Below are 21,510 nucleotides of genomic sequence, written 5' to 3'. Positions count from 1 at the left end.
GTTTTACTACTGAAAATGCCCGTGTCAAACTTAAGCATCTTTATCCGATTTTTGAAACCGATGAAACAGGTGATTCTAATGCAACATTTTAGCCTTGACACGCTAGTAGTAGCGTGTCAAGGCTAAAGTTGTGCATTATAAAATGGGCTTTGAACTTTTAAATTCAATGTTTTTAGCGCTAATTTATTGCAACATTTTAGCCTTGACACGCTACTACAATAATTTTATTTTTACTTTATAAATAGCCTCTTAGGCTACGGAATTTCATCTTCAGCCAAAATCAGGTCGTTAAAAGTGATAGGCTTTTTACAGCCGTTGACATCTATCAAAAGCCATAGAATATTTTGGTGATAGTCTAAAGTTATACACATTTCAAATATTTATAATTAGTTACTATTAATTACAGGATTGCCAAATGCCACAATCCCTAGTATTGTGAAAAATATAAGTAAAAATTACTAGAACAACACGGCTAAATAAACAGACCATTAGATAACTAGGACTTTACAGTTCTAAATCCACTTAAAAGGTTGAGCCATTGTTTTATGAAAGTAGTCAATAAAATCTTAAATTCAATTTTTAAAATCATCCTGACTAGCAAAACTTACTGTTAAGTAATCGAACAGAAATATTTACACATTAGGTTTTAAGCTACATAAGGGTTTCAGGTCGAAATTTGTGTAATTAATTTTGTCTTACTACTTATTAGTAATTTCCTTAATGTCTAACTCGAGTGATTTCACAATGTTTGCTGTATTTAAGTAGATTTGTAAATTAAAATACGCGCAACAACCGACTCAAACCCTTATTTAGGCAGGAATGAGCGTGAGATTTATTTTGCTGCTATTGTTTGCCTGCATTTGATTAACTGAGGCATAATAATGACCAAAATTCTCAATAACTTCCCAGAAATTTTTCCTCAGTATGCGACTATCGTTGATATTTTGCGAGATCGCAGTTTCAAGATGCCGCACAAACAAGCGTTCACTTTCCTTGAAGATGGAGAGACTCAGGAATCAACGCTGACTTACCATGAGTTGGATCGGCGCAGTCGGGCTGTAGCATCTCAACTGCAAGCTCTTGGTTTGAGTGGGGAACGTGCTATATTGCTCTATCCTCCTGGACTGGATTACTTAAGCGCATTTTTTGGTTGTCTATATGCTGGGGTCGTGGCAGTTCCAGCTTATCCACCTCGTAATCAACGTAAAACGCCCAGAATACAGGCTATTAGCATAGATGCACAAGCATACGTTGCTCTCACCACAACAGCAATGCTCCCCACATTACAATCAATACTCACACCAGAAACAAAAGAGAGAAATTTTTGCTGGCTGACAACTGACAACATAGCACAGGGTCTAGAAGATTCTTGGCAGCAACCTGCAATTAATGGGAATACCCTAGCTTTTCTGCAATACACATCGGGTTCTACAGGCACACCAAAGGGAGTCATGCTTAGTCATGGCAATCTGATGCACAATGTCGCTGTAACTTACCAACTGATGGAATATTCGCCTAGCAGCAAGTTTGTTTCCTGGCTACCTGTTTACCATGATATGGGTTTGATTGCTGGGATTTTGCAACCTTTGTATGGTGCTTTTCCTTGTATCTTAATGTCGCCAGCATCATTTCTGCAACGACCTTACCGCTGGTTACAAACGATTTCCCGCTACAAAGGTACCATGAGTGGTGGCCCCAACTTTGCTTATCAACAGTGTATTCAGAGGATTACTCAAGAACAAAAAGAAACTCTCGACTTAAGTAGTTGGAGTGTTGCGGTTAACGGTGCCGAACCAGTCCGGCAAGATACTCTTGAGCAGTTTGCAACTACATTTGCAGAGTGTGGTTTTCGTCCAGAAGCATTCTATCCCTGTTACGGGATGGCGGAAGCAACTTTGATAATTTCTGGTGGGATCAAAACAGCCTTAGCCCAAGTCATAACTGTAGATAAATTTGCACTTTCACAGAACCAGATAGTTGAAGCAAATACCCAGAGTCAAGATATTCAAACCTTTATCAGCTGCGGTGAAACCATTCCTGAACAGCAGATTGTCATTGTCAATCCTGAAACATTAATTCGCTGTTCATCAAATGAAGTAGGCGAAATTTGGGTATCTGGGCCGAGTGTTGGTCAGGGTTATTGGAATCGGAAAGAAGAAACAGAGCAAATATTCCAGGCTTATCTGAAAGAGACAGGAGTACAGCACTCCGCGCATGAAAACAGCGAAGCAGGACGAAGTTCGGGGCCGTTTTTACGCACTGGTGACTTAGGCTTTATGCACAATGGAAAACTCTTCATTACAGGTAGAGCAAAAGATTTAATTATTATTTGCGGTCGCAATCTTTACCCGCAAGATATAGAATTAACCGCAGAACGCAGTCATCCATCATTGCGTTCCGGTGCTGGTGCAGCATTTACAGTAGAAGTTAATAACGAAGAACGCCTGTTAGTTGTACAAGAATTGGAGTTTCGCGCCAAACCAAATTTCGTAGAAGTAGCTAGTGCAATTCGGCAAACTATTACTGAAGAACATGAAGTACAAGTTTATGCAGTGGTTTTAACTCAACCAGGTAGTATACCCAAAACTTCCAGCGGTAAGATTCAACGTAGTGCAACTCGCGCTCAGTTTGAGAATGGTGAACTGAATATAGTTGTCAGTGACATTCTCAAGACTAGTGATATTTCCAGAAAGGAAACTCAATTACAACGTTCTGAACTTTTGGCGTTTTCCCCAAGAGAATGTCAACCGATTTTAGAAACATATCTGATTAAACTTTTGGCGGGAGTACTTTCAATAGCACCAGATTCCATCAATTCTGAAGAACCATTAAGCACTCTGGGGCTTGATTCTTTAAAAGTGTTTGAGTTGAAAAACCGGATTGAGGTTGATTTAGAGGTAGAAGTATCGGTAGCAGACTTCTTTGAAGGGATGAGTATGCGATCGCTAGCTACAAAGCTCCTCACTCAACTGACAACAGATGTACTACCGTCAATGTCTCTTACCCAACAAGAGAAAAATACATCCATTCAGCCTCTATCCTTTGCCCAGCAAGGATTGTGGTTTATCAATCAGCTAACTCCCGATAGTCCTACATATAACATTCCTATAATTATTAGCTTCAAAGGTTGCATTAATTTAGCAGTCTTACAAGATAGTCTTAACGAAATTATTAGACGACACGAAGTATTACGGACGAGCTTTGCAGTGGTTGATGGACAACCTGTCCAAATTATCAATCAAGCTGTAGCCTTAACTTTAGCGGTTGAAGATTTGCATTCACTATCAGAAAGGGAAAGCACTAAAGAAGCACAACATTTGGCTACAGAATTCGCACAGCAGCCATTTGACTTATCTTGTCAATCGCTTTTACGTGCTAAAGTCTTTATATTAAATGATAAATATTATCAATTATTGCTGACTCTACATCATATAATTGCAGATGGTTGGTCTATAGGTCTTTTGATTAAAGAACTAGCTGCACTATATGAAGCATTCTCCACAGACAAGCTCTCTCTACAAGACGCTACACGTAGCTTGCTTTCCCAAAGGGGTACGCTACTTGCTGAACTACCTATTCAGTATAGAGATTTTGTCAATTGGCAACGAAAATGGCTTGATGGCGATCGCATTCAGCCAAAACTTACCTATTGGAAACAAAAGTTAAGCGGTGAACTGACTGTATTAAATTTACCAACTTACCGGGTGCGATCGCCAGTTCAAACCTTCAAAGGCGCTCAAGCGAAATTAGTTCTTTCTCAAACTCTGACAAAAGAGCTAAAGAATTTGAGCCGTCAGCAGGGAGCAACTCTGTTTATGACCTTGCTTACAGCCTTTAAAATCTTATTGTATCGTTACACAGGTCAGACTGATATTTTAGTCGGTTCGCCAATCGCCAATCGGAACAGAGCAGAAATTGAATCATTAATAGGACTCTTTGTCAATGTTTTAGTATTACGTACAGACCTTTCTGGCGACCTGAGTTTTCAGGAGTTATTGGCGCGGGTAAAGTCAACAGCTTTAGAAGCTTATCTTCATCAAGACTTACCTTTTGAGAAGCTAGTAGAAGAACTACAGCCAAATAGAGACTTGAGTTACAATCCACTCTTTCAAGTGATGTTCGTTCTCCAGAATGTTCCAAAACCTAATCTAAGCATATCCGATATATCAATTACTTATGAGGAAAATTACAATGGTACATCTAAATTTGATTTGACATTGTTTATGGAGGATTCTGAGCAAGGGTTAATTGCAACTTGCGAGTACAACACGGATTTATTTAATACAGATATCATTACTCGGATGCTGGGACATTTACAGACTTTGTTAGCAGGAGTGGTTGCAAACCCCGAACACAGAATATCTACCTTACCTTTATTGACCGAATCAGAACGTCATCATCTGTTGGTTGAGTGGAATGACACCAAACGGGAATATCCAAAAAATAAATGTATCCATCAGTTATTTGAGGACCAAGTAGAGCGAGATTCAGATGCGATTGCACTTGTCTTTGAAGACCAGCAGCTTACCTATGGACAGCTAAATTGCAGAGCGAATCAATTAGCTCATTATCTACAGACTTTGGGAGTAGGTCCAGAAGTACTCGTAGGTATCTATGTCGAGCGCTCGCTAGAGATGGTAGTGGGTCTGTTAGGGATTCTCAAGGTTGGTGGTGCTTACGTTCCTCTCGACCCCAACTATCCTAAAGAACGATTGGAGTTTATGCTCCAAGATGCTCAAGTTTCCGTACTCCTGACCCAGCAAGAACTAATTAAGCAGTTCCCTGAGAATGCTGCACGGATTATCTGTCTAGATACTGATTGGTCAGTAATTAACCAAGAAAAGTCGGTTAATCTAAATAGTTATGTGAATGCTGAAAATTTGGCTTATGTCATCTACACTTCTGGCTCTACTGGACAGCCGAAGGGGGTTTCAGTTGCTCATAAAGGATTAATTAATCTAGTTATTTGGCATCAAACGACCTTTGATATTACTTCATTAGATGTTACTACTCAGCTAGCAGGAACTGCATTTGATGCAGCAGTATGGGAGTTATGGCCTTACTTGGGTGCCGGAGCCAGTATACACTTGCTCAAAACCGAAACCATTATTAAACCAAAAACTTTACAAGATTTCTTTATATCACAACAAATTACTATCGCTTTTTTACCAACCCCTTTGTTAACTAGCTTTTTGTCTCTGGAGTGGTCAACCCCTGTTGCTTTGAGAACTATACTCACTGGTGGGGATGAGCTTCATCAATACCCATCAACTACATTACCCTTTAGCATAATTAATAATTATGGACCAACTGAAAGTACTGTTGTCACCACTTCTGGATTGATTGATGCAACTGAATCAGCTAACTCTTCACCATCAATAGGGCGACCTATTGCGAACACACAAATCTATATCCTCGACTCACAACTTCAGCCTGTTCCCATTGGGATGCCTGGGGAGTTGCATATTGGGGGAGTCGGTCTGGCGCGAGGGTATCTCAATCGTCCTGATTTAACAGATGAGAAATTCATCCCCAATCCCTTCAGTGATGAATCGGGAGCAAGGCTCTACAAAACTGGAGACTTAGCTCGCTACCTAGCAGACGGTAACATTGAATATCTTGGTCGTATTGACCACCAAGTTAAGATTCGAGGCTTTCGTATTGAACTGGGTGAAATAGAATCTGCCTTGGGACAAAACCCATCAATTCAGACATCAGTGGTTACAGTCTACGAAGGACAAAATAATGACAAACGATTAGTGGCTTACTATGTTCAAGAAGGGGAAGTAACAACTAATGAGCTGCGTCAATACCTCAAGCAGAAACTTCCTGAATACATGGTACCATCAGTTTTCTTCCCACTAAAAGCCCTACCTCTGACCCCAAATGGGAAGGTTAATCGTTCTGCTTTACCAGCTCCAGATAACTCCTACTTCAGTCTTGGCACCCAATTCGTTTCACCCCGTACACTAACTGAGAAAGTATTAGCAGTAATCTGGAGGAATCTTCTGGGAGTAGAACAAATTGGCATTCACAACAACTTCTTTGAATTGGGTGGACATTCTCTTTTGGCAGCTCATTTACTTTTTCAAATAAGTGAAGCATTTCATTGTGATCTCTCTTTGCGCAACATCTTGGAAAGACCAACTATTGAGGAACTTGCAGTTTATATTGATAACGTGCAAGAGGTCTCTCCAGATATACCCATTTCAAGCCCTATCCTACAGCGTAAGAATTTGCCTCTTTCACTAAATCAACAACGCGGCTTGCGTAATTTAATGTCAGATGCTACTAGAGTCGTAGCCCATCCCTTTATAGCTATACGTTTCAAAGGTCCACTCAACGTGGTAGCTTTTGAGCAAGCAGTTAATGAAGTTATGTGTCGACATGAGGCTTTTCGAACTAGCTTTACTGTTAGAGCAGGACAACCAGAACAGATTATTAAATCAAAGCTAATTCTGTCCCTACCAATTGTGGATATGAGTCATCTTCCTAAAAATGAACGGGAAGAGCAGGTCGAGCAGCATATTATTCACGAAGTTCAAAAGCCGTTTAATCTATCTCAATATCCCCTCATACGATTACAAATGTTTCGCATGAGTGAACAAGAAAACATCTTTTTCTTTACAATTGACCATATTTTATTTGACGGCTGGTCACGTGATATTTTTCTGAAGGAAATATCAATACTTTATCAGGCGTTTTCCGTTGGGCAAGCTTCTCCCCTTCCACAAGTTTCTACTCAATACTCAGATTTTGTGCTTTGGCAGCAAAAGCAGCTAGAAGGTGAATATTTTCAGGAACTTATCTTCAGAAAAAGAAAGTATCTCTTTAAAGCTTCACCGTTCTTGAAGTTGCCGACAACAAATATAACAAATATTGTCATTGCAAAACAATCATTCATCTTGTCAAGTTCACTACAAAAAGCACTAAATAACTTTAGTCGCATTGAAGGTGTTACACTCTATATGACTCTTTTGTCAGTCTTTCAAATATTGTTGTATCTCTATTCTAATAAAGAAGATATTGTTGTAACTTCTCCTTTCTCAAACCGTGTTAAAAAAGAATTTAAGAACATAATTGGCAGTTTTGCTATCACTCAAGCAATACGGGTCAATTTGTCAGATAATCCAAGTTTCAAAGAGTTCCTAAATCAGGTTCGCAAGATAGTTCTTGAAGCTTATTCATGGCAAGAATTACCAGGCCCGCTTATTGGGCTACGGCCGCTTGTCTGGGACGAGAGTTTTTTTCTTATCAAGCAAGTAATGTTTGAGCTTCATTATGAGACATCACAACAATTTTCGATTCCAAATTTAATTTTCAGCAACACCCCAGTTCACAGTAGTATAAGTCTAGGTAATTTAGCTATGTTACTGTCCATCGAAGTATCTCCGAGCAAATTATCTGGTTATTTTGACTATAGAACTGACATGTTCAGTGCTGATTTTATGGGACAAATGGTGAAAGAATTTACTTGTTTATTGGAAATAGTTGTTCAGAATAATGCAATTAGGGTTAATACCCTCAAAAGCCTAATTTATCAAGAATTTGAGGCAACACTAATAGGTTAAGGAGGAGAGAGATATATATTTGTAAAAATGATCACTTTAATTAGCGAAAGCAAGCAAGTTATAAATTGGGGATGAAGACATTGGTTAATAGTACTAGATTAAGCTTTTGTGTTTAATTAATTACTTTTGATAAGTACTATTGCAATGAGAAAATTTAATTGATTGAAATAAAATGATACAAATGAATAAGTTATATCTAGAGGCAAAGGCTAAAACTAGGCATTTAGTAGCAGCTATGATTAGAAAATTTGAAAGGCAGTTTGAAAAATTGATTAGGCACTTTTCTCTTATTGGAGATGCAACCTTTTATGATAGTCATCAATTTAGCTGGGTTGTAGACTTAGAGTCTAACTGGACGACAATTCGCAAGGAACTGGAGGAAGTTCTCAAATATGAAGATTATCTGCCTAATTTCCAGGACATTTCACCAGAGCAATATTATCTAACTAAGGATAATCGTTGGAAAACGTATTTTTTCTATGCTTATGGTCTTAAAGCTGAAAATAATTGTCAAATCTGTCCTGAAACTAGTCGTTTAATCGAAAAAGTACCAGGAATGAAGACAGCATTCTTTTCCATTCTATTGCCTCATAAACATATTCCAGAACACTGTGGTCCTTATAAAGGCGTTATCCGATATCATCTTGGGTTGATAGTTCCGCAACCTAAGGAAAATTGTAGAATTCGTGTTGGTAATGACTTTGGCTACTGGGAGGAAGGAAAAAGTTTGATATTCGATGATACCTTTGAACATGAGGTTTGGAATGACACAGATGCCAACCGTGTAGTTTTATTTCTGGATGTTCTCAGACCTATGCGTTTCCCTTTTTCAGTTATCAATGAATTAATCATTAAGCTCATATCTTGGACACCCTTTATTCAAGATGCGCTACTTAATCAAAAAGAATGGGATAAACGTTTTGAAGAACGTCATAACTCATATTGAGGTTGAGCCGAGATCCGGATAACGTTGGCAAATTCCCCAAATATGTAAACTGAACGGGTTAGCTACCAAGAAAACAATTGAGAGCTTTTTAAGCAGTTTTATACCCAGGTACTTGTTTACCTAACTTGAGTTAAGACAAAACACGGTCACGTAAAATTTACAGTTTTGCAATTATCAACTGTTAGTTATTGTTCAAAAAGGTTACCTGAATTACTATGTCTTCGTATTCACTTACATCCAGTGAGTTGGCAACTTACCAAAATGATGGGTTTTGCGTAGTTGCTAGTCTTTTATCAGTAGATGCGCTTGCAGCAGTCTACTCTTTGCTTGACGAAGCCAAGTCTTTAGTTGCCAGAGGAGAGGTTTCTAAAAGTTGGCAAACAGACATGACAGCGTGGGAGCGAGACTTGACTTGTGATTCCTTAATTGTAAGAAAAGTTCCAGCACCCTTTGAGCACTCCGAACAGTTTCGCAGCATTTTTAGCAGTCCAGTAATACTGGACCGGGTTGAGCAACTGATTGGTTCAGAAATTTTCCTGCACTCATCGAAACTTATTTTCAAACCACCCCAGATCGGGCGGCGCAAGCCCCTGCACCAAGATTTAGCCTACTGGGATGATATGCAAGCTCCGCAAATCACTGTTTGGTGTGCAATTGATTCTGCAACGCCAGAGAATGGTTGCTTGGAAGTGATACCTCGATCTCATAAGAAGGGTTTAATTCCCCACGCTGATCTAGAAGACTGGCAGATCAATGAGCATACTTTAGAGGATAAAGCAGTTTGTATTCCGATGAATGCTGGCGATGTCATGTTTTTAGATGTTCTGACAATTCACGCCAGTCTCGCGAATCGATCAAATTGTGGGCGCTTAGCAGCTATTGTGAATTACTACTCTGAACCGCGTCGTTCTGATCAGCGCTCTAAATACGGCTCAGAAACTCCTCTCAGGACACGTAGTTTATTGTCTGCTAAGGCGTTGTTGCATGATTGATAACAGGGACAGAGTTGAACTTGAGCGCATTTGAGATTAAGCTTTGACCTTGTAGCTTTGGGGTTTAGCCAGTCTAATCATGCGGTTGAGAACAGGACATTTGACCAATAACTCAGCAGCCTGATTGTCAAACTTGCGCGTACTTAGATTACCTCCAAAGATTGCCTTGAAGCGGAACATAGTGGTCTCTGCCAACGACCGCCGATGATAACCAAAATCACGCTTCCACTTCTTGCGTCCGTGCTTGCGGATGTACCTGAGATTCTCGTCTCTGGGATGAGGTGGAGCATTGCAGTTGCCATGCTGCCAGGTCACCGCATCCTTGGGAGGGGGAATTACCGCTTTGGCTTCTCACACGGCAATCTCGTCGTAGCAATGGCTGTGGTCGTAGGCTCCATCAGTGGTGACTTGTTCAATTTTTCCCTCAATCTGCTCTAAGACATTGTGCAAAACTTTACCATAACGATCAACCAACAAGATTTGAAAAAAGCTATGCCATACAACATACAGTTGACGTCTCAGCACCTTGATGACGACGATCTTGAACGTCTGATCCATACTGTTGCGATGACACAGCCAGCCCAAGTGCTCGACTCCCTTCTTACAGCTATTGAGGGATGTGATCCTGGGCTTCGCTACAAGGGTGTTCTTACAGCAGCTCTCTCCTTTCAGACATGCGTGTTAGACACCATACGTCGTGGTCAGCTAACCCGTGAGGCTCTCAATCAAATTCTGCGGGAAGCGATAGACCCTAATACAGACTCCAGTACAAATTTAAACTGCATTTTTGATCGTGCAATCCTTCTCTTTGGAATCCGCAGGTCAGGAAACCATGCGCTGATTGAGTGGTTGAAAGGACATTTTGATCCCAATGCAGTTCTATTTCTAAATAGTGCTGAACCATCACTCTTTCGCACAACAGCACAGGATCTGAGTGTTGATGCTTGTACCTATGGAGCAGTTCCAATCAAAGAACACCAAACCTGCCTCATTGTGTCCTATGAGAACTGTGACCCACGCCTTTATCCACTGATATATAATTCGGGTATTGCACATAGAACTGACGCACTGCTTCTACTGAGAGACTTTCCAAACACTGCCGCTTCGATCACGCGAGCAGCACACGACCAACCTGCATTTGGCTATCGCTATCGTATTCGGGACTTCCCCGCGCTCTGGTGCATTTATGCCAAATTGATTATGAGTCGGGCACCGGGTTTTTATCCGGTACTCTATAACGATTGGTTTAAGAGTTCCGATATGCGGTTCCATCTAGAAAGCGCATTGGGACTTCAACAATCGGATGCAGGACTTAACCAAGTGAGCCTTTTTGGTCAGGGCAGCTCTTTTGATGCAATTACTTACGACGGCAACGCCCAAGGCATGGATGTACTGAACCGATGGACAACTATGATTGACGACCCACTGTTTCAGTTTTTACTATTAGCAGAAGAGGAAGCTTTGCCTTTGAACGATATACTTTTTGGCGGTTTTGCTCAAAGTTATTCAGACATTTTTTCTCTTTGGCAGAAGCGTTGATGAATATGAATGTTCTCCATGTTATTCGCCGAGTTACGAATGGTGGAGCCAGTCTTGGTATGCTTCGCCAATGTGTTGATGGTCCTGAAGGCATTTGCCAGAAAGTTGCTTCGCTTTGCAAGCCGGATTTGGAAGCACTGTCTCGATTTACTTCAGCAAACGTTGAAGTGATTTGGAAACAAGAAGACATTCCATCAGCCGTGCTTGCATCCGATATCGTACAGGTTGAGTGGTGGAACAATCCAGAAGTTAATGCATTCCTGGTGCAAACTGATCTTCCTCCCTGCCGTATTCAAATGCACGCACGCGGACATTTTAGTGCTCCCTGGATGTGCCCAACTGCGTCCCTGCTATCGCGGGTAGATATTTGCAGCGTCACAACTCCAAGTGCAGCAAAAAATCCTGCTTTTGCAAGGGCATGCAAGCAGGCTGCTCTGCCTTATCCCCCCTGTATTTTCTCAGCGGCCCCGTTGTTATCACTACCACTCGAAGCAAGTCAATCCAAAATAAGCTCTGGTATCACATTCGGGTATCTTGGTACAGTTGAGCCAATCAAAATGCACAGTGCTGCTATGAAAATGGCAGCCGAGATCCTGAAAGCAATCCCAACTGCACGCTTTCGTTTTGCTGGGGAAGGTTCTTTGGATTTCTACCGTGAGGAGTGCCGAGCACTTGGCATAGCGAACCAAGTAAAGTTTTACGGCTTCGTTGATAGTCCAGCTAGCTTTCTTTCTGAATTGGATATCTTTTTTTACCCGCTCAATCCTTTTACCTATGCAACGAGCGAGAAGGTCTTACAGGAGGCAATGTGCATAGGCTTGCCATGCGTCGTGTTTCCGTATGGAGGCATTCAGGATCTTGTAACCCCGCACTGCGCTGCCGTTGCCTCAAACGAGTCGGACTTTGTAGCTGCTTGCATCGCGCTGGGATTAGATGCTGATCGACGTGCCACAATTGCTGCGGCTGCAGTACAGCGCATTTACACTTTCGCTTATATCAGTGACTGGCGAACGCACCTGTACAATGCCTGGACTGACCTGATGAGACATAAAAAGTCTACACGGGATGCGTTGCCTGTTGCGGATGACGATCTCTTTACCCACTGTACTAATACATCAGCCATCGATCGTGATGCACTTGAACCTTCATTACGAGCTGACTTTGATAAGGTTGCTGCTTTTGTTGAGGAAGGCTATACGGAATGGATTAAGACAAAATAGGCGTCAGTAACTATGACAAAGAAATAACAGAAGTAATGATTATCAAGGAACAATATGAATCAAGAACTGGAATCGTTAGAAGTGCTTAATCTTGGAACTAAAGAACTGCCACAAATATCGCGTGCAGCTTTTCTTGAACTAACGCCAGCTACCATAATGAAGGCTGATCAACCCTTCGTCGTGGACTTTCTTGAACCTCCTGAACCAGGTACCATAACCAATCTAATTCGTTCAGAGATTGGCGATCTTCCAGCAGCCCTCTTTATTAAGTCGCGTGATCCAGAAGCACCTGGACGATCGCAGGTTACAAAAATTCCACTTAACAGCTTTTTCGAGACGCCTCTTTATAGTTCATCTTCTCACAAAACTATCTACCGGATTGTTACTAATATAAAGTACCAAACTGAGCTGATTGATCGAATTATTGGTATGAAAGCAGATCAGTTATTTCCTTATCAGCAAAGGGGTAACTCTGCTAATCTTTGGATCAATTACGAGGGGCAATTAGGTCGTACACATTTTGATGAACTCGAGAATTTTAATTTGCAGCTGGAAGGTACAAAGCGTTTTGTCTGCTTACCACCTGGGCGAAGCAACTTTTATATTCGTTCCTTCTGGCGTGGCTTTGGTCATCATTCCCAAGCGGTTAATTTCGATACAGTTGATGAAGCTCGTTTTCCAAAACTGATGAAAGAGCTAAGCGCCCGTCGCGAGATCATCCTTCGACCTGGTCAGCTACTTTACATCCCTCTAGGCTGGTGGCATCAGGTTGAGCCTTTGGAAGAAATTAACATCAATTTGAATTTTTGGCTGCATAGTTGGAAGATCCTGCGTCGTCCCTACGTTTTTGTTGATGGAGTTTATAAGGCAGTGCTCCGGCGAGCGCTCGGTCTTTACGATTATCAGCCGGAACGGAGACGTCAAATTCCAACATTCACGACAATTTTAGGGGACAATACTAATGATAGAGAAGCTCAAAGTTAAGCCCGCCAATCGCTACCGTAATAACGCAAAAGCGATCGGTATCGGCAACACCTTTTGGGACAATTCTGAGCATCATGGACTTGCTGGTATTGTTGCGGATCTTCAGCAGGGTCGCCTGTACACTCAGGAGGGACACAGCTTTGTCAATTTCAGCTGCTGTTCCTATCTCGATCTCGACTCACATCCCCAGGTTATTGAAGGCGCAATCACAGCGTTACGCAAGTTTGGAGTGCTCGATCACTGTATTCCAAGAACTCGAGTTCAAATTCCAGCTCTCCTTGAATTAGAAGCATCCTTGAGTGAACTGTTCGAGGCACAAGTAGTCAGTGCAATCTCAGCTAGCGTCGCGACCAGCGGCATTCTTCCGTTAATTGCATCCGGGCATTTGACGGATGGTGAGCGACCGTTGATGATTTTTGACAAGAACTGCCATGTCTCAATGCAGCAGGCAAAACCAATTTGTGCTGATGAGACAGAGATTGTGACCTGTTCTCACCATGATCTGAATTTCATAGAAGATCAGTGCAAGCTTTATGAACGTGTTTGCTATATCTGTGATGGTAGCGACAGTTTAGGAGGGTACGTGCCAGTCAAGGAGTTAACACAGCTTCAAGAGCGTTATGGGCTTTATATCTACTACGATGATTCTCATTCAATTTCAGCCTATGGTAAAAGAGGGGTTGGCTATGTTCGATCGCAGATTGATTGCCTCAATGACCATACAATTATTACCGCCACACTAAACAAGGCTTTTGGAGCCAGTGGAGCAGCCATTCTGCTTGGCGATCGTTCCCACGAAACCTTACGCGTTATCGAGCGATTTGCAGGTGCAATCAGCTATTCACAGCCGATGAATATAGCTGCGATCGGTGCTTGCCTAGCTTCAGCCGACATTCACCGCACGGAAGAACTGCATACTTTGCAGTGCAAGCTCCAGAGTAAGATCGCCTTGTTTGACAGTTTGGTGCTTACTGCACAGGTAGGGTCTACCTTTCCCATCCGGTTAGTTCCGGTTGCAGACAGCGAAGTGATTACGCTAGGGAAACGTCTGTTTGAAGCGGGCTATTATGTTTCTCCAGTATTCTTTCCGATTGTTGCTCGCGGTACTGCAGGTCTAAGGGTGATGATGCGAACCGGACAAACAGATGACGATATTCGAGGTCTTGCGCAGGTCATTATTAACAATCGTCTGATATCGGAGGTTGCGAAATAATGGCATTATCTGTGACTGGTCGCGCCATTCCCCGCAGCGTACTCTACACGTCTGCTCTCGATCCTCAGCGTCTAGCTAAGGCACTTCAATACGACAGCGATCTTCACCTGATCGATCTGGAAGACTCAGTGCCTCAACTGAAAAAAGAATACGCACGTACTTTGTGTAGGGATGCGTTGATGGCTGCTCCTGTTCCACAACTGATGGCGGTGCGTATCAACCCCATGCATAGTGCGGAGGTCTATCGGGATTTAGTCATGCTGCTGGATGCGTCATCAATACGTCCGGGCTTCCTCTTCATGACAATGGTTGAAACTGAATCTGAGGTTGATTGTCTGCGGCGATCGCTTGCAGAGGTCAATTGGCAACCGCAGATTTATGCGACTATTGAGACCGTAGCAGCGATTCAAAATATCGTTACGCTAGTCACAAAACTGGATGGCATGATTCTTGGTTCAGCTGATTTAGCAGCTACACTGGGTGTACCAATCTCTCAAAGTGCTTTAAGGTCAGCACGCCAAGCAATGGCTCTAGCTGCTGCTGGTGCTGGGATCGGCTGTCTAGACACAGGCAACTTTCACCTCAACGAGCCTGAGCTTCTCGAAGCTGAGATTACTGAGGCAAAAGCGATGGGTTTTCATGGAAAGGGCACTGTTCATCCGAAAGAGTTGCCAGCAATTAATGCAGTCTTTCGCCCAGATCAAGAAGAAGCTTTTCAAGCAATGCGTATTATCGAAGCCTCTGAAGCCGCAGCAGAAGGTGTTTGTATACTCAATGGTTCCATGATTGGACCTCCTTTCATCCGTAGAGCCAAACAGCTACTCGCTGATAACTTAACTTGGCAAAGCTTTTTTAGAAAAACTACAACGGAGGTGAGGAGATGACCCTGATTCCCACTGGTGAGAATGAATATACTGAACGTCACGGCGGAGACTACGAAGATTTTGAGCCGGGAATGGTAATCAACCATTGGCCCGGTCGAACATTAACAGAGAGTGATAATACTTGGTTAACTTTGCTGTTGATGAATCAACATCCACTGCACTTTGACCAGATATATGCGGCTCAAACTACTTATGGTCGAGTGCTGGTAAACAGTTCAATTACCTTAGCATTGGTTGGCGGCATGACTGTACAGGCACTATCTGCCCGAGCAATTGCTAATCTAGGTTGGGACAAGGTGCGACTTTCAGCACCAGTATTTGTTGGCGATACACTATATGCCCGCAGTCGTATCTTGTCGAAGCGTTTATCTCGATCTCGTCCTGGTCAGGGAGTTATCACTGTGGAGACAACTGGATTAAAAGCAGATGGGGATGTTGTTATAGTTTTTGAGAGAGCTTTTCTAGTACATTGTCGCGATAAATCTGTATCAGAGGGTAGTAAAGAGTAACTACTATGAAAGAAAACGCTGAAATTATCGTTGGTATTTCTTGCAGTCACGATGCTTCAGCTTGTGTCCTTGTAAACGGACGCGTTGAGGTTGCAATACAACTTGAACGGTTAACACGGGTTAAACATGACGGACGCCCTTATCTCAGTACACGACGGGCGGTAGACTACTGTCTCAATGCAGCAGGTATTTCAACTGATGAAGTTGATTTATTTGCATTCAACATTCAGAACTTGCTACCTGGACAGGTTGGACTTGGATTTCCACTCGCCGATGAAGAGTTCGATTTGTTCGATCCACTAGGTCCAAAGTCAGTTTACGTGTCGCATCATCTTGCCCATGCTTTTGCAGCGTATTACTGCTCGCCGTTCAATAGTGCTACGGTTATGGTGATTGACGGCTCTGGCGGCAGTGTAATTGGTGCAGACGACCTCATCCTCAATGGATTGGAGCTTGCCCATTATATCCAAAGGTCAGTTCCAATACCACGACCTCCCTACCACGCTGAGTCAGTTTATGAGTTCCACGAGCACAAATATAGGCTCGTGTCACGACATGTTGCACGTTCGTTTCACCCTATGTGTGGAAGTTCTTCACTTGGTGAAACCTATGCCGCTGTCTCCCAATATGTTTTTGGAGATTGGCAGGAGAGTGGGAAGCTTATGGGTCTTGCGCCTTATGGTAAAGCCGATTTATTTGGTTCATCTCTCTTAACACGCGACGATGCAGGGCAACTCCAGTTTACAGCATCTTGGAAGGCTGGCTTGCGTAAGGCAAACTCCCGCGAAACACCGATGGCTTACAGTAACCTTGCTGCCCGAATTCAGAGCGATCTTGAAGAAGCTCTAGTACAGCGTGCCCACCAAGCAGTAGAACTGACTGGTAATCGGCAGCTTGCCTACTCGGGCGGTGTCGCACTAAATAGTGTTGCTAATCAGAAAATTCTTGAGAAGTCAGGGGTGGAGGCTTTTTATATAATGCCAGCTAGTCATGACGCCGGTATTTGTATTGGAGCCGCTGCCGCCGCTTATTACCTCTCATCCGGTTACACAAAAGGTGCCTTAGTGAAAGACGACTTTCTTGGTCGTCCATATAGCGAGGAAGAGATTACAGCAGCTATCAATGCCTATCGTACTCGTCTAGATGTTGCACCAGCTGATTTGAAGGATATCTCTAGACATCTTGCTGCTGGTCAGGTATTTGGCTGGTTCCACGGCAAGTCCGAATTCGGACCCCGAGCTCTAGGGCACCGCTCAATTCTTGCTTCACCCTTTGATCGGGATACTTGGCGTCACCTAAATCGTGTAATTAAGTACAGGGAGGAATTCCGACCCTATGCTCCAATTGTACATGCTGAAACAGCTGAGAATTATTTTTGGCTGGGTCCCGATCCTGAAAGTCCTTATATGCTCCGTGTCGTTAAAGTACGCGACGAATGGAGAGATCGGTTGCAGGCAGTGACTCATGAGGACGGAACAGCTCGGGTGCAAACTGTGGATCGCAAACGGAACCCTCACCTGCATGCCCTTCTGGCAGCCTTTGCTGAGATAACTGGAGTACCGATTCTAGTCAATACCAGTATGAATGTACGTGGCGAACCAATTGTTGAAACACCAGAGCAAGCCATTATTATGCTCCTCTCAACAAAAATGGATGCTCTAGTTCTTGGTAATCAGTTACTCTGTCCACTTTCGATTACCGAGCGAGGTTTCGAAACAATGTGTCTTGTTCTTGGTCCACAGGTACGACTACAAGCAGACGGTAACAGTTTCAAATTAAGCTTCTTCTTAATTTGCCAAGCTCAGGGTGGTCAGTTAGTGGAAATTCCACAAACCCTCTTCAAACTGCTTGCTGATGCAGATGGACATCAGCCACTTTACTTGTTATTGGATCAGCATGCACTAGTCGGGCAAGTACGAAGAGATATCATCTCACGACTTAAGGATCTCGTGAATCAGCGGTTAGTACTTATTGTTTCCAACTCAGTAGAATTTTAAAAAGGGTAACTATGAAACCTCAGCCTTTCAAGGTAGCGATTCTCGGAGCTGGTTGCATTGGTACCGACCTTCTTATGAAAATCCAGCGATCAATCCATCTCGAATGTGTTTTAGTTGCGGGTCGCAATCAAGCCTCGTGTGGACTTAGGAAAGCCCTTAAAATGGGGTATCCAACTACTGATGGTGGCATTGCTGCTCTGGTTGATAAGTCTCATACCTTTGACCTTGTTTTCGATGCAACGGATGCTCATTCTCACCAGGAACATTGGAATCAGCTTAAGCCGCTGAGAAAGCTTATGGTGAATCTAACGCCTACTCAAGTCGGTCATATGATTGCACCAAGCGTTAATGGCAATGAAATACTGGAGCATCAGAACATCAGTCTTATCAGTTGTGGTGGTCAGGCGAGCATACCTTTGGTCACCGCGCTTTCCAGCTTGTTCCCATCAATTCCTTATATCGAGGTAGTTACCACTGCCGCTAGTCCAAGTGTTGGTCGCGGAACCCGACTTAACTTAGATGAGTATATTGAAACCACAGAGATGGCTATCTCTGCCTTTTCAAGGGCATCACAGGTAAAAGCACTCGTGAATCTCAGTCCAGCCAAACCACCAACGACATTTCGGGTTGCTATTTCCATGATGACAGATGGAGCTGATCTCTCTGCTGTGAAAGCAGCAGTTACAGAAGCCGCAGCACAAGTTCTCTCCTTTGTTCCAGGCTACCATATCACCGCTTGTAAGACATTTGAGAGCGGACAAGTCTTCGTTGCAGTCGAAGTGAAGGGACGGGGTGATTACTTACCACCCTATGCAGGCAATTTGGACATCATCAATGCTGCCGCCATTGTGGTAGCTGAACGTTACGCAGTTAACCGAACTAGCCCACTGATGCCCACTAGTGAATTGGAACTATGAGTAGAAAATACCAGATTAGGGACTTGCGGATAAATAAAATACCAATCACTCTAGAAAATAGGAAGCGGATCTGTCAATTAATTTAAGAATCCGACTGATTTACTATCCCTCATACCATAGCAAGTACAATCCGATAGAGCGATATTGGGCTGCCCTGGAAAACTATTACCCAAATGGGATATCACGATTGTCCCAGTTTGATTGGGATCTTATTTTCTTGCAAGTCCCTTACTATCCATGATTCGACCTTGCGAGACGGTCAGCATGCCGTTCGTCATCAATTGACCCTAGAAAAGATGTGTGTTTACGCTGAGGCTGCCAATGCAGCTGGTATAGCTGTAGTAGAGGTTGGTCATGGTAATGGGTTGAGTGCATCATCGTTACAGGTCGGCATAGCGCAGCAACGTCCGCCCTCGTAGTTGATGGAGGAGACAGTGTGATTTAACTAAGATGTCAATAAAATGTCAATTCCCTTTTTGTCTGCTCTAGCTCTTAACGATCCCACTTTGGTTCATCATGCTATTGATGCTTTACGGAAAATATTCCCCGCTCTCTTAAATTCCGAACTGAAGATGCCGGAGCGAACACTTTTGAGCACAGCGAATGGTTTACAGCAGAGGCAAATGCTAGTAAGTCCAATTGCATGGACTGATGCAAATACCGCGTGCGTAAAGATCACGACCTTGACACCAGCGAACCGTGATCGCGGACTGGATTTGATCCAGGGACTAGTAATTTTGATGGATTTGGTAGACGGCCGCCCACAAGCCATCATTGATGGTGGTGCGCTAACTGCACTGCGAACTGGTGCAGTAGTGGGACTAGCAGCGGATTTACTCTCACCGCCTTCCGCCCATCGTCTCTCGGTCATTGGAGCAGGCGTTCAAGCCCGATCTGTTGTTGATGCAATGCTGACAGTTCGTCCAATTGAGCAAATCCATCTTGCATCTCGAACCAGAGCGGGAGCAGAAACGTTTGCGGCATGGATCTACAATCGCTGGGGGCAGAACATGTCTGTATGTGTGCATGATCGTGTAGAGACAGCTGTTGCAAATACGGACATCATTTGTACCGCTACATCAACTAATTCTACAGTTCCAATCATTAAAACAGGTTGGGGAAATGAAGCAGCTTTTTATGCTGTCATTGGTGGTGCCAACGAGAATGCTTGCGAGATCGAGCCACTGTTATTTGAAGAAGCTACGGCAGTTGTAGAGACACGCGAAAGTGCCTTGGCTGAAGCAGGTGAAGTTCGTGCTGCTATAAAAGCAAAGCATTTGAATTCTAATGACCTTATCGAATTGAGTACTGTAGTTGCTAACCCACTATCATTTAACAAAGCACATCGAAGAATTATCTTTCGTGCAGTTGGCAATGCTGCAGAGGATCTTGCTGTAGCATATGCTGTCTTCAACAAGCTTAGGAATATGGATTAATGTGTGACTACTTAAAAGATAATTTTGCCGCAATGGCAAGCTTTTACTTTAATTGGAAAGAGGCCATAACTTAGCCAAACGGTCACGAAATACTTCAAAAGTATGTGTGACTTAAAGGAAAAGATTGCCGAAAATTAAAGGATAAGCTTGCCGAATCTATAGCCTGACTGGTTTTGTGGTCAAATCCCCGTTTTCTGAGAGTGCGATCGCCTCCGGCGGGGATACAGGGCAGGGCAAACGCATCTTATTTACTAATAAAAACTAAAAAAGATTTCAAAATGATATAAATAATTCTAAAAGTTGCTACATATATAAGTAAAATGAATCAATAAGACTTTCAGAATATGAATCAGCTTATATCAAGTAAAACCACTCTTTATGGATACTAAAAAAGCTCATTAAGCAAGTGTAAAAAACTATGTTTATCTAGAGAAAAAGTAAAACTTTTGCCTAAACTATCAATTCAAATTTTGATATATTAGTTTAAGCTAATGCTAAAACTCTTGTTAGATAGTTATTATCCATCGCGGCAAGAAACTGTTTATTTTTTATTCCACGTTTAACACGCTTCTCTTGAGTTAGAAGGTTGACTGCAATTTGCCGTAATATTGCGAAATTCTGGGGGGCATTATCTTTCCTAATTCGACAATTATCTTCTCTTAAAGCCACATCCAAGATCCAATGCAAGTTTACTGCAATCTATTCGTGGATCTTGTATCACTGCAAAGTGGTCAGCAATGGTAATTTTGGGTTTGAGCTTCATAGAGAGGAGAATGAGAACGTAATTCTTCTTTCTGATAAATGTGAGAATACCACGTTCTTTGACAAGCAGCTGTCCTGACTTTTCACAACATCTGTAAAAGTCAAAGAGTGTCGGTTAGCGATGGCGTAACCGCCCGCCGTAGGCGATCGCATAAATTGAGTTTTTCTTTGAGCTGATCTTCTCGTGATTCCTTTTCATTAATCTACAACTATTGAGAATCAGACTGTGAGAAAACCTACGCTATTTAGTGACTTGAGAACTGACCGTGAAAATTCAGGCAGCCGTTGGCTGCCTCTAACTCCCCCTCATAATGATTATCATTTCCATACACAGTGAGATTTAATTTCCTGAAAGCCCTATGTGGTTTGAGTCTTGGTGTATTTCACCCTGATTCAGGCTCGTCAATATTTAGTGTGATTTGAATCATAAAATAAACTTTTAGCTCAAGATATGCTTCAAAAAGAGTTAACTATTTTATGCTTCAAAAATTAGAATTCAAGTAGAATAATCTCCCATGTAATACACGGATAGGGGTAGAC

The 21,510-nt window shown here is 42.6% G+C and carries 14 protein-coding genes and 2 pseudogenes; 14 read left to right on the top strand and 2 right to left on the bottom strand.

Annotated elements, in window-relative coordinates:
• The first annotated feature begins 881 nt into the window (after positions 1 to 881).
• The 3 genes from LC653_RS37890 to LC653_RS37875 all read left to right on the top strand — a co-directional run bounded on the left by LC653_RS37890 (position 882) and on the right by LC653_RS37875 (position 9,509).
• The gene (locus LC653_RS37890) at positions 882 to 7,571 is read left to right on the top strand and encodes a non-ribosomal peptide synthetase (protein WP_308189209.1); all 6,690 of its coding nucleotides are present in this window, start codon (positions 882 to 884) and stop codon (positions 7,569 to 7,571) included.
• A gap of 181 nt (positions 7,572 to 7,752) precedes the next feature.
• Positions 7,753 to 8,517 (top strand): aspartyl/asparaginyl beta-hydroxylase domain-containing protein, encoded by a 765-nt coding sequence (locus tag LC653_RS37880; protein ID WP_229500423.1) that lies wholly within the window; start codon positions 7,753 to 7,755, stop codon positions 8,515 to 8,517.
• Between the two features lie 215 nt (positions 8,518 to 8,732).
• The gene (locus tag LC653_RS37875; protein WP_229500421.1) at positions 8,733 to 9,509 is read left to right on the top strand and encodes a phytanoyl-CoA dioxygenase family protein; all 777 of its coding nucleotides are present in this window, start codon (positions 8,733 to 8,735) and stop codon (positions 9,507 to 9,509) included.
• A 36-nt stretch (positions 9,510 to 9,545) separates the two neighbouring features.
• On the opposite strand, the pseudogene LC653_RS37870 reads toward LC653_RS37875, so the two are convergent.
• Positions 9,546 to 9,968 (bottom strand): annotated as a pseudogene (locus tag LC653_RS37870) (transposase); the annotation flags it as partial.
• A 33-nt stretch (positions 9,969 to 10,001) separates the two neighbouring features.
• Between LC653_RS37870 and LC653_RS37865 the strand changes: the two are divergent.
• The 11 genes from LC653_RS37865 (at position 10,002) to LC653_RS37815 (ending at position 20,208) form a co-directional block, all read left to right on the top strand.
• Positions 10,002 to 11,048 carry a hypothetical protein gene (locus LC653_RS37865; RefSeq protein WP_229500419.1) on the top strand — a complete coding sequence of 349 codons (1,047 nt, stop codon included), beginning with the start codon at positions 10,002 to 10,004 and terminating at the stop codon, positions 11,046 to 11,048.
• A complete protein-coding gene (locus tag LC653_RS37860) occupies positions 11,033 to 12,268 on the top strand; it encodes a glycosyltransferase (protein WP_229500417.1) in 1,236 nt (411 codons plus the stop codon). Before LC653_RS37865 ends, LC653_RS37860 begins: the two co-directional genes overlap by 16 nt.
• Before the next feature lie 54 nt (positions 12,269 to 12,322).
• Positions 12,323 to 13,252: a cupin-like domain-containing protein gene (locus LC653_RS37855; protein ID WP_229500415.1), complete on the top strand. Its 930-nt coding sequence runs from the start codon at positions 12,323 to 12,325 to the stop codon at positions 13,250 to 13,252.
• Positions 13,230 to 14,465: an 8-amino-7-oxononanoate synthase family protein gene (locus tag LC653_RS37850; protein WP_229500413.1), complete on the top strand. Its 1,236-nt coding sequence runs from the start codon at positions 13,230 to 13,232 to the stop codon at positions 14,463 to 14,465. Before LC653_RS37855 ends, LC653_RS37850 begins: the two co-directional genes overlap by 23 nt.
• Complete coding sequence (locus LC653_RS37845; RefSeq protein WP_229500411.1) at positions 14,465 to 15,349, top strand: HpcH/HpaI aldolase/citrate lyase family protein; 885 nt, start codon at positions 14,465 to 14,467, stop codon at positions 15,347 to 15,349. Before LC653_RS37850 ends, LC653_RS37845 begins: the two co-directional genes overlap by 1 nt.
• Positions 15,346 to 15,858 (top strand): MaoC family dehydratase, encoded by a 513-nt coding sequence (locus tag LC653_RS37840; RefSeq protein WP_229500410.1) that lies wholly within the window; start codon positions 15,346 to 15,348, stop codon positions 15,856 to 15,858. The genes LC653_RS37845 and LC653_RS37840 overlap by 4 nt, the downstream gene beginning before the upstream one ends.
• Positions 15,859 to 15,863: 5 nt before the next feature.
• Complete coding sequence (locus LC653_RS37835; RefSeq protein ID WP_229500408.1) at positions 15,864 to 17,855, top strand: carbamoyltransferase family protein; 1,992 nt, start codon at positions 15,864 to 15,866, stop codon at positions 17,853 to 17,855.
• An 11-nt stretch (positions 17,856 to 17,866) separates the two neighbouring features.
• The gene (locus tag LC653_RS37830) at positions 17,867 to 18,772 is read left to right on the top strand and encodes an acetaldehyde dehydrogenase (acetylating) (RefSeq protein ID WP_267923369.1); all 906 of its coding nucleotides are present in this window, start codon (positions 17,867 to 17,869) and stop codon (positions 18,770 to 18,772) included.
• A 70-nt stretch (positions 18,773 to 18,842) separates the two neighbouring features.
• Positions 18,843 to 19,013: an ISAzo13-like element transposase-related protein gene (locus LC653_RS37825; protein WP_372478274.1), complete on the top strand. Its 171-nt coding sequence runs from the start codon at positions 18,843 to 18,845 to the stop codon at positions 19,011 to 19,013.
• On the top strand, positions 18,946 to 19,191 hold the full coding sequence (locus LC653_RS37820; protein ID WP_229500407.1) for a hydroxymethylglutaryl-CoA lyase-like TIM-barrel protein: 246 nt from the start codon (positions 18,946 to 18,948) through the stop codon (positions 19,189 to 19,191). Before LC653_RS37825 ends, LC653_RS37820 begins: the two co-directional genes overlap by 68 nt.
• Before the next feature lie 42 nt (positions 19,192 to 19,233).
• On the top strand, positions 19,234 to 20,208 hold the full coding sequence (locus LC653_RS37815; protein ID WP_229500405.1) for an ornithine cyclodeaminase family protein: 975 nt from the start codon (positions 19,234 to 19,236) through the stop codon (positions 20,206 to 20,208).
• A 483-nt stretch (positions 20,209 to 20,691) separates the two neighbouring features.
• On the opposite strand, the pseudogene LC653_RS37810 reads toward LC653_RS37815, so the two are convergent.
• A pseudogene (locus LC653_RS37810) lies at positions 20,692 to 20,898 on the bottom strand (transposase); the annotation flags it as partial.
• Positions 20,899 to 21,510 lie beyond the last annotated feature (612 nt).

Origin of the sequence: Nostoc mirabile CHAB5784 (genome assembly GCF_020829645.1) — a bacterium.
In the GTDB taxonomy this organism is placed as follows: Bacteria; Cyanobacteriota; Cyanobacteriia; order Cyanobacteriales; family Nostocaceae; genus Nostoc; species Nostoc mirabile.
Note: the sequence above shows the minus strand (reverse complement) of the source record. Positions and strands in the feature narration are given on the sequence as shown.

Excerpts from the sequence above, each read along its gene's own strand:
- LC653_RS37815 (WP_229500405.1), top strand. The coding sequence starts at position 19,234 with ATGTCAATTCCCTTTTTGTCTGCTCTAGCTCTTAACGATCCCACTTTG.
- LC653_RS37890 (WP_308189209.1), top strand. The coding sequence starts at position 882 with ATGACCAAAATTCTCAATAACTTCCCAGAAATTTTTCCTCAGTATGCG.
- LC653_RS37880 (WP_229500423.1), top strand. The coding sequence starts at position 7,753 with ATGAATAAGTTATATCTAGAGGCAAAGGCTAAAACTAGGCATTTAGTA.
- LC653_RS37845 (WP_229500411.1), top strand. The coding sequence starts at position 14,465 with ATGGCATTATCTGTGACTGGTCGCGCCATTCCCCGCAGCGTACTCTAC.
- LC653_RS37835 (WP_229500408.1), top strand. The coding sequence starts at position 15,864 with ATGAAAGAAAACGCTGAAATTATCGTTGGTATTTCTTGCAGTCACGAT.
- LC653_RS37840 (WP_229500410.1), top strand. The coding sequence starts at position 15,346 with ATGACCCTGATTCCCACTGGTGAGAATGAATATACTGAACGTCACGGC.
- LC653_RS37865 (WP_229500419.1), top strand. The coding sequence starts at position 10,002 with ATGCCATACAACATACAGTTGACGTCTCAGCACCTTGATGACGACGAT.
- LC653_RS37820 (WP_229500407.1), top strand. The coding sequence starts at position 18,946 with ATGGGATATCACGATTGTCCCAGTTTGATTGGGATCTTATTTTCTTGC.
- LC653_RS37850 (WP_229500413.1), top strand. The coding sequence starts at position 13,230 with ATGATAGAGAAGCTCAAAGTTAAGCCCGCCAATCGCTACCGTAATAAC.
- LC653_RS37875 (WP_229500421.1), top strand. The coding sequence starts at position 8,733 with ATGTCTTCGTATTCACTTACATCCAGTGAGTTGGCAACTTACCAAAAT.
- LC653_RS37855 (WP_229500415.1), top strand. The coding sequence starts at position 12,323 with ATGAATCAAGAACTGGAATCGTTAGAAGTGCTTAATCTTGGAACTAAA.
- LC653_RS37830 (WP_267923369.1), top strand. The coding sequence starts at position 17,867 with ATGAAACCTCAGCCTTTCAAGGTAGCGATTCTCGGAGCTGGTTGCATT.